At 39.0% G+C, this 14007-nt stretch carries 17 protein-coding genes; 13 read left to right on the forward strand and 4 right to left on the reverse strand.

Annotated features, from left to right (window positions below):
• Positions 1-29 precede the first annotated feature (29 nt).
• Positions 30-932 (forward strand): LysR substrate-binding domain-containing protein, encoded by a 903-nt coding sequence (locus P4S71_RS13510; RefSeq protein WP_337150842.1) that lies wholly within the window; start codon positions 30-32, stop codon positions 930-932.
• Here P4S71_RS13510 and P4S71_RS13515 read toward each other — a convergent pair.
• On the reverse strand, positions 929-2122 hold the full coding sequence (locus P4S71_RS13515) for a flagellar assembly protein FlgT (protein ID WP_033040956.1): 1194 nt from the start codon (positions 2120-2122) through the stop codon (positions 929-931). The genes P4S71_RS13510 and P4S71_RS13515 overlap by 4 nt on opposite strands.
• A gap of 130 nt (positions 2123-2252) precedes the next feature.
• On the opposite strand from P4S71_RS13515, the gene P4S71_RS13520 reads away from it, so the two are divergent.
• Complete coding sequence (locus tag P4S71_RS13520; protein ID WP_337150843.1) at positions 2253-2711, forward strand: LPP20 family lipoprotein; 459 nt, start codon at positions 2253-2255, stop codon at positions 2709-2711.
• Between the two features lie 45 nt (positions 2712-2756).
• Here the strand turns inward: P4S71_RS13520 and flgN are convergent, their stop codons facing one another.
• From flgN to flgA, 3 genes are all read right to left on the reverse strand, one after another.
• Positions 2757-3188 (reverse strand): flagellar protein FlgN, encoded by a 432-nt coding sequence (gene flgN / locus P4S71_RS13525; protein WP_007378715.1) that lies wholly within the window; start codon positions 3186-3188, stop codon positions 2757-2759.
• Positions 3181-3501, reverse strand: coding sequence for a flagellar biosynthesis anti-sigma factor FlgM (gene flgM / locus P4S71_RS13530; protein ID WP_337150844.1), 321 nt, complete (start codon positions 3499-3501; stop codon positions 3181-3183). Before flgM ends, flgN begins: the two co-directional genes overlap by 8 nt.
• Before the next feature lie 76 nt (positions 3502-3577).
• Positions 3578-4285, reverse strand: a complete 708-nt coding sequence (flgA, locus tag P4S71_RS13535; RefSeq protein WP_007378713.1) for a flagellar basal body P-ring formation chaperone FlgA — start codon at positions 4283-4285, stop codon at positions 3578-3580.
• Positions 4286-4426: 141 nt separating this feature from the next.
• Here flgA and P4S71_RS13540 point away from each other — a divergent pair, with 141 nt between their 5' ends.
• From P4S71_RS13540 to flgJ, 11 genes are all read left to right on the forward strand, one after another.
• Positions 4427-5359, forward strand: coding sequence for a chemotaxis protein (locus P4S71_RS13540; protein WP_007378712.1), 933 nt, complete (start codon positions 4427-4429; stop codon positions 5357-5359).
• A 20-nt stretch (positions 5360-5379) separates the two neighbouring features.
• Positions 5380-6213 carry a CheR family methyltransferase gene (locus tag P4S71_RS13545; protein ID WP_007378711.1) on the forward strand — a complete coding sequence of 278 codons (834 nt, stop codon included), beginning with the start codon at positions 5380-5382 and terminating at the stop codon, positions 6211-6213.
• Between the two features lie 142 nt (positions 6214-6355).
• Positions 6356-6763, forward strand: a complete 408-nt coding sequence (gene flgB / locus P4S71_RS13550) for a flagellar basal body rod protein FlgB (RefSeq protein WP_007378710.1) — start codon at positions 6356-6358, stop codon at positions 6761-6763.
• Positions 6764-6768: 5 nt separating this feature from the next.
• Positions 6769-7200 carry a flagellar basal body rod protein FlgC gene (gene flgC, locus P4S71_RS13555; protein ID WP_007378709.1) on the forward strand — a complete coding sequence of 144 codons (432 nt, stop codon included), beginning with the start codon at positions 6769-6771 and terminating at the stop codon, positions 7198-7200.
• Between the two features lie 13 nt (positions 7201-7213).
• Entirely contained in the window at positions 7214-7894 is a 681-nt protein-coding gene (locus P4S71_RS13560; protein ID WP_007378708.1) for a flagellar hook assembly protein FlgD, read from the forward strand.
• 59 nt (positions 7895-7953) lie between these two features.
• The gene (flgE, locus tag P4S71_RS13565; RefSeq protein ID WP_096792638.1) at positions 7954-9324 is read left to right on the forward strand and encodes a flagellar hook protein FlgE; all 1371 of its coding nucleotides are present in this window, start codon (positions 7954-7956) and stop codon (positions 9322-9324) included.
• 192 nt (positions 9325-9516) lie between these two features.
• Entirely contained in the window at positions 9517-10260 is a 744-nt protein-coding gene (locus P4S71_RS13570; protein WP_007378706.1) for a flagellar basal body rod protein FlgF, read from the forward strand.
• A 22-nt stretch (positions 10261-10282) separates the two neighbouring features.
• The gene (gene flgG / locus P4S71_RS13575) at positions 10283-11071 is read left to right on the forward strand and encodes a flagellar basal-body rod protein FlgG (protein WP_007378705.1); all 789 of its coding nucleotides are present in this window, start codon (positions 10283-10285) and stop codon (positions 11069-11071) included.
• Positions 11072-11087: 16 nt separating this feature from the next.
• Positions 11088-11771 (forward strand): flagellar basal body L-ring protein FlgH, encoded by a 684-nt coding sequence (gene flgH / locus P4S71_RS13580; RefSeq protein ID WP_007378704.1) that lies wholly within the window; start codon positions 11088-11090, stop codon positions 11769-11771.
• A 12-nt stretch (positions 11772-11783) separates the two neighbouring features.
• The gene (locus tag P4S71_RS13585; RefSeq protein ID WP_007378703.1) at positions 11784-12878 is read left to right on the forward strand and encodes a flagellar basal body P-ring protein FlgI; all 1095 of its coding nucleotides are present in this window, start codon (positions 11784-11786) and stop codon (positions 12876-12878) included.
• 132 nt (positions 12879-13010) lie between these two features.
• Positions 13011-14006: a flagellar assembly peptidoglycan hydrolase FlgJ gene (gene flgJ / locus P4S71_RS13590; protein WP_007378701.1), complete on the forward strand. Its 996-nt coding sequence runs from the start codon at positions 13011-13013 to the stop codon at positions 14004-14006.
• The last annotated feature ends 1 nt before the right edge of the window (position 14007 follow it).

Genomic DNA, 14007 nt, shown 5'->3' on the forward strand with positions numbered 1-14007 from the left:
TAGCTATAAACTATCAGGTGGAGCTGAATATGAACTTAAAAGATTTCGAATATGTAAAAGCAATCGCGCACTATAAACATTTTCGTAAAGCTGCCGATGCCTGTTTTGTTAGCCAGCCTACATTAAGTGGGCAAGTAAAAAAACTTGAACAAGAGCTGGGCGTTGTTTTATTTGATCGTTCCACCAAGCAAGTTACTCTTACGAGTAAAGGCGCTCGTTTATTGACGCAAATAGAGCTGATTTTAGAGCAAACACAAATACTGAAAGAATTAGCCGCGACATCAAATGAACCCCTGCAAGGTAAATTAACCATTGGTATAATTCCTACCATTGCGCCTTATTTGCTGCCAACATTACTTACATCAATGAAAGAGGCTTTTGTAAATAGCCATTTTTCATTTATCGAAATGCAAACAGCGACCATTTTAGAGGCGCTAAATAGCGGTGAACTCGATTTTGCTATTTTGGCTGATGTACCAGAACTTAAAAACTTTCATGCTGTTAATTTATATAAAGAAGACTTTTTAGTGGCCGTTTCTCAAAACAACACATTATCTAAGCACAAAAAAGTGGCGTTAAGCGACCTTCAAGGATGTAGCCTCTTAATGTTAAGTGATGGCCATTGCTTTAAAGATCAAGCCCAACAGTTTTGTTTTTCTGCCGGTGTTGATGTTTCTAGCCAGTATCAGGGGAATAGTTTAGAAACATTATTAGCGCTGGTGGCTATCAATGATGGTGTTACCTTTGTACCAAAGCTTGCTTGCTCAGAGCGGGCGGGTATTGACTACATGCCTATATTTCCTAATCAGCAGCGTAATGTGGTATTTGCATGTCGAAAGCATTATCCGCATTTATCTGGTGTAGAACAATTGGGCGAGTGGTTGTCTGCTCACCCTAATTTAAAAGCTAAATTAACTAAAAAGGTTAATTAAAAATCTTGGCTGATTATTTCTACTACATCGTTTATTTGCACGCCTGGTAGCGGTTTGTCGTCAATACTTACCGCAATGGCACTTTGTTGATAAAGCTGTTCAACGCGAATGGTGTTAAGTGTGGTTACTTTATGCGGCATGATATTACCCGCTGCATCCGTTAAGTAATTATGATGTGCAATGCTGAGCAGTTGGCCTTTTTGTAAACCGTGTGCTTTACCTAAATTTAAGACTATTTTGCTGTTTTCAATGTGCATTATTTTACCTTGCGTTGGTAAACACGCCATTGCAGCTTGTATGTCGTAACTTAAAGAGTGATTTATTTCACTTATACTTTGCCCAAAAGGTGATTGCCAAAATCTATCACTGTTTACATCAATTATGGCTGTTTTTTCGAATGGCCAAATTGCTTGGCTTTGATAGCTATTTTGCCAAAGTTGCTCGTACGTTGTGCCATCAAACAATGTTAATTCTATTTGGTAGCTACGCTGGTAGCTTTCATCTTGCCAAAACGCATATTCACTATTGAGTTTATTACTGGTCGATAGGTTTGTTATTTGGCTTAATAAAACATATTGAGCGTTGCTGCGAGTTGCAATTTCTTCTAACTGGGCAGTGGAGTAATCATGTTGTTGAGTAAAATATTTATCAACTTTGATAGCGTTTTTGTAATAGGCAACAGGTATTGCACTCATTTTTGATTTTTGCAGCGCCGAAAAAATATTTTTGCTAACCGCTTTATCTATGTCAAAAATTTGACCCATTTTTGCTTGCTCGCGATGATTAAGCTGGCTTTGGGTTACAGCTAAAAATTTATTAAAGCTGTTTTGCGGGCATTGTTCTGTTTGAGCGAAAATGTCTAAGCGCAGTGTGATTGCAAATTTATCGTCGTATTTATTTTCGCTTATAAGCTCAATTTTTTGAATTTCACCGTGACTGCTAATTTTAAGTTGATCTTGCATTAACACGCCATCTACCAAGGTTTGCACTGAGCTTACTCTTGCGCCTGAAAATACTAAAGCTTGGGTTATTGCGTCTTTTATAGCGGCAGATTTGGCTGCGCTCATATCCCCATTTTGAACAAGTGCGTGCCCAGTCGATTCATACCACTGCGCTTTTGTGAAAGGTGAAAACGTTAATAAAGCAGTTGCGCTTAATCCTACAAATACTGATGATAAAAACGATTTCATACACTTACTCCAATTAAACTTTAGCTAGTAGTGTGTTTAGAGCAAGGACTATACCAACGTTGTTTTGAATACTATAAATGGCATTAAACGTGCATATAGTTGCTTAATTAGTTTATTAGGACGATGTACAATGCGAGCAATATCATTATCTATCACACTGGGGTGCTTAGCACTAAGTGGTTGCAGTAGCGTGTTTGATAAACATGTTGAATATAAATATGTAGCGCCAAATAATTACCCTATTATAAAAGCGATTGGCTATGCGCCTATCAGCTTGCAAAAGGGCGCTAACCGTTCGCAAAAGCAACTAATGGCTATTAAAGCGTCAAAGCTGGAGGCTTATCGAGAATTAACAGAACAAGTTTACGGGCAAAAAATTACCGCCGGAACTACTGTTGCAGGCTCAATAGCGCAAGATGACTATTTACAAAGTAAAGTGCAGGGGATTATAAAAGGGGCGCAAGTAATTAAAACGTATGCTGTAGATGATACTTATGTAACTGAGCTTGAATTAAATATGAAACGTGTTCACGATTTATATATAGGTGAAGTTAAGCCTCGAGAAGTAAAGAAAGTAACGTATTACTAAATTTATTTAATTAGGGATGATGACTTTTTATTATACCCAATCAATCTAGGCTTTTAGGTTACGTACAAGTTGGCTGTTGGTGTTTACTTCGCCACCGGCTTGATCGTATGTAGTTGAGGAAGGAGCACCAATTAAAATCTCTTTCAATTGTTTAACGCTCAATTGAGCTTGATGCGCCGCATGTGCATTTACATCATTTTGTTTTTTACATTTTTCAAGTTTACTACGCACAATGGAAATTAAATCAGGAACTTCATCTGACAGTTCGTCGTTATTAGCAATGAGTTTGTTTAATTCTTTATCAAGAGAATTTAACTTAGTTAAAAAAGGCATTTTTTGTTGAGCAATTTCTTTCAAACCTTCGCCACGTCGAGACGCAATCGCGGTCAGCTCATCATTTAATAAGGTGGCTAATGAATCTAAGCATTTTCCTTGCTCGTTCAGCTTGACGATAATTAAACTGTTATGATCAGCCATATACGTCAAACTCGAAACTAGCTAAGTTTTTAGCTAACTTTTCATTGTCAATTTGGTACTTACCTTCAGTAATTGCTTTTTTTAGTTCTGAAACTTTATCACTGTCGAAACCAGATGATTGCTGCGCTTTTTCTTGCAACGTTTTTAATTCTTTCGCTTGCGGCGTTAGACTTACTGAGTCACTGGCCGCCTTAGGTGAAGCCGACTGAGTTGCTTGCGTATTTACATTATCTCTTTGTAAATCAACTTTTTGTTGCTTAGTATTAGCTAAAGCAGCAGTTTGTTGATTACCTGAATTAACTTGACTGACCATAATAATAAACCTGTATATTACCCAACTTATGCCAACATATCGGCACCTACGAAGAATACTTTAGCATAATTTTGAATTAAATGTTTACCTGCACCGACTCTACACCATCCACTCGTGCATTTAAAACTTTACCCGTTTTTTTGTTTTTAACACGTATTTGTTCTCCAATTGTTCCGTCCTCTAAAGCAACTCCCGTTGTCTTTATTTTCAACCCTCTAAGGTTAGCTAAAATGTTTACAGAATCACCTTTGCACACCATACATATTTGGTTAAGTAATATAGGCATCCCGCTTCTTATGTTGCGTTTACTCCTACTTCCAATAAGTATTTCTGGGTTATCTAAATACTGCATTCTAACAAAATGTGTTGGTTTCATTTCAATACTTAAGTGAGAACTTGTTATTACTTCACCTCGCACTAAATTTGCGTTAGCGATCACAACAGGTGCCATTTCAACTATTCTTACATGCACGTACTGAGACCAATTTTGAGTATCGTTACATTTTATTTGTAATGTAACTTGTCGATTAAATGGCGGCTCACTTGGGATTAGTAACTCGAGCGCATTTTGACAGGTTCGATCAGGAATACGACTATCAAGTGGTAAAGCACTTAATTGTATTTTAGTATTTTCTGTAGAACCAATCTGATCGGCGACATAACTTATTGCGATCTCTTGTAATAAATCTTTATTAAAGACTTTTGCGTGCAGGGGTAAAGCGAAGCTGAGGCTAGCAACAAAATAAAAAACACTGTATCTTCTGACTTTTTTTAACAAACTCATAATGTTTCGACTATGCTTATGGTTTCAAACAGGGTATAAATATTTTGCGTCAAAAAGAAGACGCTCCCGTGATGTTATGTAAGCTTTATAAATAGAAAGCAATTATCATTCCGTATTATTTGTTTTCTTTAGGAGATTTGAATGGCAGGCATTTTAGACTCAGTAAACCAGCGCACCCAGTTGGTTGGGCAGAACCGCCTAGAATTACTATTATTTAAGCTCAGGGGTCGGCAGCGTTTTGGTATAAACGTATTTAAGGTGAGGGAAGTATTACAATGCCCTCCACTAACAAGTATGCCAAAGTCAAACGCCTATATTCGTGGTGTTGCACATATTCGCGGCCAGACTATTTCGGTGATAGATCTTTCTATGGCCGTGGGTGGGCGACCAATAGAAAACATAACAGACAGTTTTATTATCATTGCTGAATATAACCGCTCAGTGCAAGGTTTTTTAGTGGGTGGGGTAGAGCGTATTGTTAATATGAATTGGGAAAAAATAATGCCGCCTCCATCAGGTGCTGGCCGATATTCATATTTAACCGCTGTAACCGAAATCGAAAATGAACTGGTCGAAATATTAGACGTAGAAAAGATTCTTAACGAAATTTGCCCTGTAAACACAGAAGTAAGTGCTGATGTAGCAGCTAGCGGCGATATTCAAAAAGACTTGGGTGAGCGAATTGTGTTTATTGCTGATGATTCAGCTGTTGCGCGTAACCAAGTTAAACGTGCGCTAGAGCCACTTGGTGTTCAAACTGAGTTAGCTAAAAATGGTAAAGAAGCCTTAATAAGGTTAAAAGAAATAGCTGAATTAGATTGTAAAGACAATATTACCGAACGTGTCGCTTTACTTATATCTGATGTTGAAATGCCTGAAATGGATGGCTATACGTTAACGGCAGAAATTAAAGCAGATCCTAAACTCGCCCCTTTACATGTTATTTTACATACTTCATTGAGTGGTGTTTTTAATCAGGCGATGATTGAAAAAGTAGGGGCTGATGACTTTATTGCAAAATTTAACCCAGATGAACTAGCAACTGCTGTGAAAAAATGGGTTCATTGTGATTAATAAAAATAGGTGTTACTAATTTGAATAATAAAGATTTGCAGCAAAGTGAATACGATCAGTTTCGTTCGTTTTTGGAGCAGCAATGCGGGATCGTTTTAGGTGAAAATAAACAATATTTGGTGAAAAGCCGACTTGCGCCGTTAATGACTCGATTTAATGTAGAATCTTTATCAGAGCTGGTTAGCAAAACGCTGGGTCCTCATGAGCGACAGCTTCGAGCTGCGGTTGTAGACGCAATGACTACGAATGAAACGTTGTGGTTTAGAGATCAATACCCGTTTGAATTGCTTCAAAATAAGCTTTTCCCGGAATTTAAGGAGCTAAGAAGACCACTAAAAATTTGGTCGGCAGCGAGTTCTTCTGGTCAAGAACCATACTCTATTTCAATGTCTGTTGCTGAGTTTCAAGCAAAGCAACCTAATGTGTTACGGATGGGGGCGCAAATTATTGGCACTGATATCTCTAATACGATGCTTGATATGTGTAAAAATGGTGAATACGATGCATTGGCTTTAGCAAGAGGTCTTTCTGCTGAGCGCCGTAAAAAGTTTTTTAAAGATAGCGGCAATGGTATGGCTCAAGTAAATGATTCGATAAAAAAGCAAGTTAGCTTTAGGCATTTAAATCTACTTGATTCTTACGCACTTATGGGTAAATTCGATATTATATTTTGTCGAAATGTACTTATATATTTTGCCCCAGAAGTAAAAGCTAAAATTATTAGTCAATTTGCTCAAGCGCTGAATCCTAAAGGTTACTTATTTTTGGGTGCATCAGAGTCAATGACAGGCTTAAGCAGTGAATTTGACATGGTACGATGCAACCCTGGCATTATTTATCAAAAAAAGCTGTAATAGTAACTCCTTCCCTATATAAATGACGCGCCTAGCGTCATTTTTCTTTTTAATACATACCCTTATATAAATAATCACCACTCTAGTATTAATGGCGTATTTTTTGCTTTATTCAAGGTAAGTCAATTTTTTGGAGATGGTTATGGCTATCAGTTTTGATAAGGCATTAGGTGTGCATCCGCAGGCTATGTTGATCCGTTCACAACGAGCAGAAGTAATTGCAACTAATATTGCGAATGCTGATACGCCGGGCTACAAAGCAAAAGATATTGATTTTGCCTCTGCATTAAAAGCGGCAAGATCAAACCAGCAAAGCGGCAATACAATGGTACGAACTAACGATAAACACATCGGTGGTGGTACTCGTAGTATGGATGATTCAGAATTATTTCGCTTACCAAATCAAGCAGATACGGGCGATGGTAACTCGGTTGATATACAAGTGGAACGAAACTTGTATACACAGAATGCTATGGAGTATCAGGCCAGCTTGCAATTTTTAAGCAGCAGATTTAAAGGTCTGAATAAAGCACTCGGTAGTCAAGGATAAAAATTATGAGTTTATATAATGTATTTGATATTGCAGGTTCAGGTATGAGCGCACAAAATGTACGCTTAAATACCACCGCAAGTAATATTTCTAATGCGAATACGATTAGTTCTTCTCAAGACAAAACATACCGAGCGCGACAACCTGTATTTGCTGCTGAACTTACCAAAGCTTCAGCATCGGCAAGTAATCAACAGGGCTCCGCCGTTGGCGTTAAAGTTTTAGGCATTGTTGAAAGCAGTGCTCCATTACAGATTGAGTATAATCCAAATCACCCGAGTGCGGATGAAAATGGCTATATTTATAAACCCAACGTTAATGTTGTTGAGGAGATGGCTAATATGATTTCTGCCTCTCGCTCTTATGAAACAAACGTGCAAGTTGCAGATGCAGCTAAGCAAATGTTAAGTAAAACACTGCTGCTAGGTCAGCGGTAACCGAGGGTAGGTTATGAATAACGATATAAGTACATCTTCATCCTATTTAGACTCAATCCGTTGGCAAGAGCAGCAAGTAGCTAGCAGCGAAGATGAGAGTGACGCGTTAACACAAGAAGATTTTTTCTCGTTGTTGACGCAGCAATTATCGTATCAAGATCCCAGTAACCCTGCGGACAATGATCAAATGATTGCGCAAATGACTAGTTTTACTATGGCGCAAGGCATTACAGATTTAAATACTAACTTTGAATCTTTAGCCTCTTCGATGACGTCTAATTCTGCATTACAAGCCTCAACGCTTGTTGGTAAGCAGGCTTTACTAGAGTCAAATACCCTTGATTTAAATGAAACGGGTGATGCTAGAGGCTCAGCAGTAGCAGAAGAAGCTATGGATAACCTTAAAATCAAAGTAACTGACGAATCAGGTCAATTAGTAAGAACGATTGATATGGGTTCTCAGGCAGCTGGAGCAATTCGCTTTGCTTGGGATGGTAACAACGAAGCCGGCGAACGTTTACCTGAAGGTGAATACACAATAACAGCTGAAGGAAGTACTAACGGTGAATTTTCAAGTTTACCCGTTGCTACTTTTAAGAACATTGAAAGTGTAAATATTAACGGCTCAAGTGGCATTATTATTAACACTAAAGAAGGTGCGGTTAGGCTGACGGATGTCGCAGAAATCGCATAATTAATTTTAGTATTTTTTGCCTGCCAGCAGGCTTCAGATTGATAGGTTAGAGGTGAATTATGAGCTTCAATATTGCATTAACAGGCCTTGCTGCCGCGCAAAAAGATTTAGATGTAACAGCAAATAATATTGCGAACGTCAATACTACCGGTTTTAAAGAGTCACGCGCAGAGTTTGCCGATGTTTATGCATCGTCAGTATTTAGCGCAGGTAGGACTAAAAATGGTGATGGTGTGCAAACGACGATGGTTGCACAGCAGTTTCACCAAGGATCACTGCAGTTTACTAATAACTCTTTAGATTTAGCTATTACAGGTGAAGGTTATTTTGCGATGACCGATGATATTTCATCGCAAGATTTAACCTATACTCGTGCCGGTGCATTTAAATTAAACCAAGATAATTTTATGGTTGACGCTAAGGGTAATTTCTTACAAGCATTCCCTGTAGATTCATCAACCGGTGATACAACATCAGTGAGTTTGAGTACGACAAACCCAGTTCAAATACCAGATTCATCAGGTTCGCCTCGTGCTACAGAAAATGTATTCTTATCGTTCAATTTAGATGCTACAGCTGATGCACCGGGTATAGATTTTGATCCTACATCCAATGGTACTTATAACTCATCTACATCAACGACAGTTTATGACTCGTTAGGTGAGCCGCATATATTGCAATACTTTTTTGTAAAAGAACCTGACGCAGCTTCAGGTGGTACAGATAATAGCTGGAATGTGTATGCGACACTTGATGGAAAGGTAGTTGATGGAACTTCGGGCGCAGAACAAACCACGACCCCTTATGCACCGATCACAACTCTTGGTTTTGATTCAAGTGGTTTACCTGCAACGACAGGCGGAGTAGCAAATACAAACCTAACCACTTTTGATGAGATAAACCTACCTGCTGGTGCTGGTACTGGTTTATCTACAATGCTTGATAATGGTGCTACATTCCCAGGCACAGGTATTGAGCTTAATTGGCGTGATGAAAACAATACGGCAGGACGTATACCAACACAGTATTCAAGTGGTTTTGAAGTTAAAGCACTTGATCAAGATGGTTCGACTGTTGGTCGTTTAGCTGGAATTGATATTGGCACCGACGGTAAACTAGTTGCTTCATACAGTAACGGTGATTCAACATACCTTGGCCAGATAGCTATGGTTCGCTTTCCTAATTCGCAAGGTTTATCACAAATAGGCGACACAAGTTGGAAGCAAAGTATTGACTCAGGTGAGCCTGTTGCAGGTGAGGCAGGGTCAGGTACATTTGGTAGTATTAACTCATCAGCACTTGAGCAATCAAATACTAATTTAACTAATGAGCTTGTCGATTTAATCACAGCTCAACGTAATTACCAAGCTAACTCGCGAGCGCTTGAAGTTAACTCAACAATCCAGCAAAGTATTTTGCAGATTCGATAATTTAAATTTAATTAAATATTTTAGGCTGCATTTTGCAGCCTTTTTTATTTTAGCCTCTAAACCAAAACCAATGGTTACAGTAAGTGGCTATCATTTCTATTGTTTGTTTCATCACTCTAATGTTACGTAAACTCTAATCTGGCATCTATTTTGCATTTGTTAAGTTAGAGATTTTTAATGTGAGTCGATGTTATGGACAAAATGGTCTACATTGCGGCCTCAGGTGCTAAACAGAGCCTGCAGGGCCTTGCCCTTAAAGCCAATAATTTGGCGAATGCCAATACGACAGGCTTTAAATCAGACTTTGCTCAAGCACGTTCTATGCAAGCGTTTGGTGAAGGGCTGCCAACACGTGTATTTTCGATGCAAGAACGTCCGGGTTCAAACATGACATCGGGTGGCATAGTTGAAACAGGCAGAGATTTAGATATCGCAATGAGCGATAACGCATGGCTGAGTGTGCAAGATGCGTCGGGTAATGAAGCTTACACTAAAGTAGGCACGCTCAATATCACAGCAGAAGGCATGCTGGTAACAAGTCATGGACGTCAAGTTATTGGCGAAGGTGGTCCAATTATACTGCCTGTACCAATTGAAAAGGTTGAATTTAGTCAAGATGGTGCTATTCAGGTTCGTCCGCAAGGCGCCCCAGCAAATTTTTTAGAAGAAGTTGATCGCTTAAGAGTCGTTGAGGCTGATAATTCACAACTTGAAAAAGGTAATGATGGCTTATTTAGACCAAAACCAAATCAAGTTGTTGATACTTCCGCTAATGTAAAAGTATTGAGTGGAACCTTAGAAATGTCGAATGTAAACCCCGTTCATGAAATGGTCGATATGATAAGTCATCAACGCCAATTTGAATTACAAGTCAAACTGATGAAAACAGCTGAAGAAATTGACGAACGTCAAGATCAGCTGTTGCGCATAGTTTAACTTTAAAAATGAGGACACTAATATGAATCCTGCATTGTGGATCAGTAAAACAGGGCTTGATGCTCAACAAACCGATATTTCGGTTATTTCAAATAATTTAGCGAATGCCAGTACGGTTGGTTACAAAAAAAGCCGCGCTATATTTGAAGATTTACTTTATCAAAATATTAATCAGCCAGGTGGTCGTTCATCGCAAGACACCGAAATGCCATCAGGCCTAATGTTAGGTGCGGGTGCAAAAGTTGTAGCCAACCAAAAAGAGTTTACGCAAGGTAACATGTTAACCACCGAAAACTCACTAGATTGGATGATTTCCGGCGAAGGTTTTTTTGAAGTGCTGCAGCCAGATGGCAATATTGCCTATTCGCGCAATGGCCAGTTTACCACCGATGGTGATGGACGAATTGTTACATCGGGTGCTGGTTATGTTATTCAGCCAGAAATGAATGTCCCCGAAGATGCTCAATCGATTACTGTTTCGCAAGACGGAGAAGTATCTGTTCGTGTTGCAGGTCAAGCCGATAACGTAGTTATTGGTCAGATCACCATTAGTGACTTCATTAATCCATCGGGTCTTGAGCCGATTGGTCAAAATCTTTATACCGAAACTGCTGTAAGTGGTGCTCCGGTGCAGGGTAACCCTGGTGTTGAGGGGCTTGGTAGTATTATTCAAGGCTCACTTGAAACATCAAACGTAAATGTCACAGAAGAGCTGGTAAATCTTATCGAAACTCAACGTATTTATGAAATGAATTCAAAAGTAATTTCAGCCGTCGACGAAATGATGAGTTATATCAATCAGCAACTATAAGGTTTAGGGGCAGAATATGCGTAATATTATGTTATTTGCGGCAGGCACTCTATTTTTAAGTGGGTGTGTATCAACACAAAATAGTGAAATAGTGCAAGACGATCCTTACTATGCGCCAATGTACCCAGAACCGAATATAGAACCTGTTGTAGCTACTGGCTCCTTATTTAACACGAATGTGTCGAACGATTTATACGCGGACAGAAAAGCTCTGCGTACCGGCGATATCATTACGGTTAAATTGCAAGAATCTACCCAAGCTACAAAAGCGGCAAAAACAGAAACAGATAAGCAATCTGACACGAGCCTTGACCCTGTAATTGGTTTGGGGGGACTTCCTGTTAATATCGGTGGCGACAGTATTCAATTTGGAATTGGCAGTGATTCATCGTTTTCTGGTGACTCTAAATCAAATCAATCAAATAGTTTATTTGGCAATATATCGGTTAATGTGATGCGTGTTTTACCAAACGGTAACTTAGTTATTCGAGGTGAAAAATGGTTAACTCTTAATACAGGCGAAGAGTTTATTCGCTTAGAAGGGTTGGTGCGCCCGCAAGATGTTGGCTCAGATAATACGGTTGAATCAAACCGAATAGCTAATGCACGGATTCAATATTCAGGTAAAGGGCAAACCCAAGAAGCACAAAGTGCTGGTTGGTTAACGCGCTTTTTTAGTAGCTCGCTCTTTCCTTTTTAGAGGACATTCAATATGAATGTATTTAAGTTTTTTTGTTTAATTGTTTTGCTGGGATGTCAATTTTCGGCACATGCAGAGCGTATTAAAGATATCTCTATGGTTGAAGGTGTGCGTTCTAACCAATTAGTGGGTTACGGGTTAGTTGTTGGCTTACCTGGGACTGGCGAGCAAAGTAAGTTTACCCAACAGAGTTTCAAGGGCATGTTAAGTAATTTTGGTATTACACTGCCGGCTAATTTAAGCCCTAAAATTAAAAATGTGGCTGCTGTTGCTGTGCATGCAGAGTTACCTGCGTTCAGAAAACCAGGACAAACAATTGATATTACCGTGTCGTCTATTGGCAGCGCCGGTAGTTTGCGCGGTGGTACTTTAATTCAAACATTTTTAAAAGGTGTTGATGGGAATGTATACGCTATAGCACAAGGTAGCCTTATTGTTGGCGGCTTAGGTGCTGAGGGGTTGGATGGCAGCAAGGTTGTTATAAATACACCCACTGTCGGTCGAATTCCCAATGGTGCTACTGTTGAACGTGCCGTTAAAAGTCCATTTATGCAAAGCGACTATATTACTTTTAATTTAAATCGCCCAGATTTTACAACAGCGAAACGTTTAGAAAGTACGATAAACGACTTAGTTGGTCCCAATAGCGCACAAGCTATTGATGCTGCATCTATTCGTGTTATTGCCCCAAGAGATGCATCACAACGTGTATCGTATTTATCAACACTTGAAAACTTAGAGTTTACCCCTGCGGATAACGCAGCAAAAATTATTGTTAACTCTCGTACGGGGACGATTGTAATTGGGAAAAATGTAAAACTACAGCCAGCCGCGATTACTCATGGTGGTTTAACTGTGACGATTACCGAGCAACAAAATGTATCTCAGCCTAATGCATTAAGTGAAGGTGAAACCGCCGTTACGAATCAAAGTATCATTGATGTGAATCAGGATGATTCTCGTGCATTTGTATTTAATCCAGGTGTTAGCTTGGACGATTTAGTCAGAGCAATCAATGAAGTTGGTGCTGCACCAGGTGATTTGATGGCTATTCTTGAAGCGCTTAAAGAGGCTGGTGCAATAAACGGTCAACTAGTTGTTATTTAGTATTTAAACACGCCCTAGTAACATTTTTACTAGGGCAAAATCATTCCCTCGCAATATATCTAATTTAAAGTTAGTCAACTGGCTCAATTTTTGCATTTTAATTGCATTACTCATTATTGTGTCAAAAAGCTGATGGAAACAAATCATCTCGATAAGCAAAACTTTTTTGATTTAGGCAACTTAGATTCACTTCGTAAAGAAGCCTTAACCAGTGGTGATTCATCGACTGATGCATCAAAGGCTGCGCTAAAAAAAGCCGCTGCACAATTTGAAGCAATTTTCACTCAAATGTTACTTAAAAGTATGCGCAAGGCAAACGAAGCATTTGAGGACAAAGAAAGCCCATTTAATTCCAGTGGGGTTAAGTTCTTTGAAGAAATGCACGATCAACAATTATCGACAGAACTATCATCAAATGGTTCTTTAGGCCTTGCAGACTTAATCGTTCAACAGTTATCCCCTGATGGTAAAAATTTTATGCCCGGATCTGTTTTGAGAACAACAGCGGACTTTTTAAGTGATAAGCGAGTGGGCTCAGAGCTTCCTCATGAAAATAATAATAAATCAGTAGAGCCTGTAAGTACGAACATGAACATGGATATTACAGAATCAAAAATAGAGACTCCGGTATTTGAATCGGCTGAAGAGTTTGTTAGCTCTGTGTGGGAACACGCTAAAACGGCAGCAAAGAAAATTGGTTTAAACCCGGCTGTAATGGTTGCGCAAGCAGCGCTTGAGACTGGTTGGGGTAAACATATCATTAATAAAAGTGATGGTAACAGTTCAAATAACTTATTTAATATTAAATCAGATAAAAGCTGGGAAGGTGAAAAAGCCAGTAAAGTCACACTCGAATTTGAGCAAGGTACAGCGGTCAAAAAGAAAGCAAACTTTAGGGCGTACGACTCAATAAAAGAAAGTGTAAATGACTTTGTTGATTTTTTGACACAAAACCCACGCTACCAAGAAGCATTACAAAATACAGCAAAGCCAAGCGACTTTTTAGATTCGTTACAAAAAGCGGGTTATGCAACCGATCCAAATTACGCTAGCAAAATAAAACAAGTACTCAATAGTGCAGAATTAAAAGATATTGCAGCAAACGCGATTCGCCAAGGAGTAAAGTAAC

Origin of the sequence: Pseudoalteromonas sp. B62 (assembly GCF_037162565.1) — a bacterium.
Classification (GTDB): Bacteria; Pseudomonadota; Gammaproteobacteria; order Enterobacterales; family Alteromonadaceae; genus Pseudoalteromonas; species Pseudoalteromonas fuliginea.

Excerpts from the sequence above, each read along its gene's own strand:
- flgJ (WP_007378701.1), top strand. The coding sequence starts at position 13,011 with ATGGAAACAAATCATCTCGATAAGCAAAACTTTTTTGATTTAGGCAAC.
- flgM (WP_337150844.1), bottom strand. The coding sequence starts at position 3,501 with ATGGTCAGTCAAGTTAATTCAGGTAATCAACAAACTGCTGCTTTAGCT.
- flgC (WP_007378709.1), top strand. The coding sequence starts at position 6,769 with ATGAGTTTATATAATGTATTTGATATTGCAGGTTCAGGTATGAGCGCA.
- flgH (WP_007378704.1), top strand. The coding sequence starts at position 11,088 with ATGCGTAATATTATGTTATTTGCGGCAGGCACTCTATTTTTAAGTGGG.
- P4S71_RS13515 (WP_033040956.1), bottom strand. The coding sequence starts at position 2,122 with ATGAAATCGTTTTTATCATCAGTATTTGTAGGATTAAGCGCAACTGCT.
- P4S71_RS13540 (WP_007378712.1), top strand. The coding sequence starts at position 4,427 with ATGGCAGGCATTTTAGACTCAGTAAACCAGCGCACCCAGTTGGTTGGG.
- flgE (WP_096792638.1), top strand. The coding sequence starts at position 7,954 with ATGAGCTTCAATATTGCATTAACAGGCCTTGCTGCCGCGCAAAAAGAT.
- P4S71_RS13560 (WP_007378708.1), top strand. The coding sequence starts at position 7,214 with ATGAATAACGATATAAGTACATCTTCATCCTATTTAGACTCAATCCGT.
- flgN (WP_007378715.1), bottom strand. The coding sequence starts at position 3,188 with ATGGCTGATCATAACAGTTTAATTATCGTCAAGCTGAACGAGCAAGGA.
- flgA (WP_007378713.1), bottom strand. The coding sequence starts at position 4,285 with ATGAGTTTGTTAAAAAAAGTCAGAAGATACAGTGTTTTTTATTTTGTT.
- P4S71_RS13520 (WP_337150843.1), top strand. The coding sequence starts at position 2,253 with ATGCGAGCAATATCATTATCTATCACACTGGGGTGCTTAGCACTAAGT.
- P4S71_RS13570 (WP_007378706.1), top strand. The coding sequence starts at position 9,517 with ATGGACAAAATGGTCTACATTGCGGCCTCAGGTGCTAAACAGAGCCTG.
- P4S71_RS13510 (WP_337150842.1), top strand. The coding sequence starts at position 30 with ATGAACTTAAAAGATTTCGAATATGTAAAAGCAATCGCGCACTATAAA.
- flgG (WP_007378705.1), top strand. The coding sequence starts at position 10,283 with ATGAATCCTGCATTGTGGATCAGTAAAACAGGGCTTGATGCTCAACAA.
- P4S71_RS13585 (WP_007378703.1), top strand. The coding sequence starts at position 11,784 with ATGAATGTATTTAAGTTTTTTTGTTTAATTGTTTTGCTGGGATGTCAA.
- flgB (WP_007378710.1), top strand. The coding sequence starts at position 6,356 with ATGGCTATCAGTTTTGATAAGGCATTAGGTGTGCATCCGCAGGCTATG.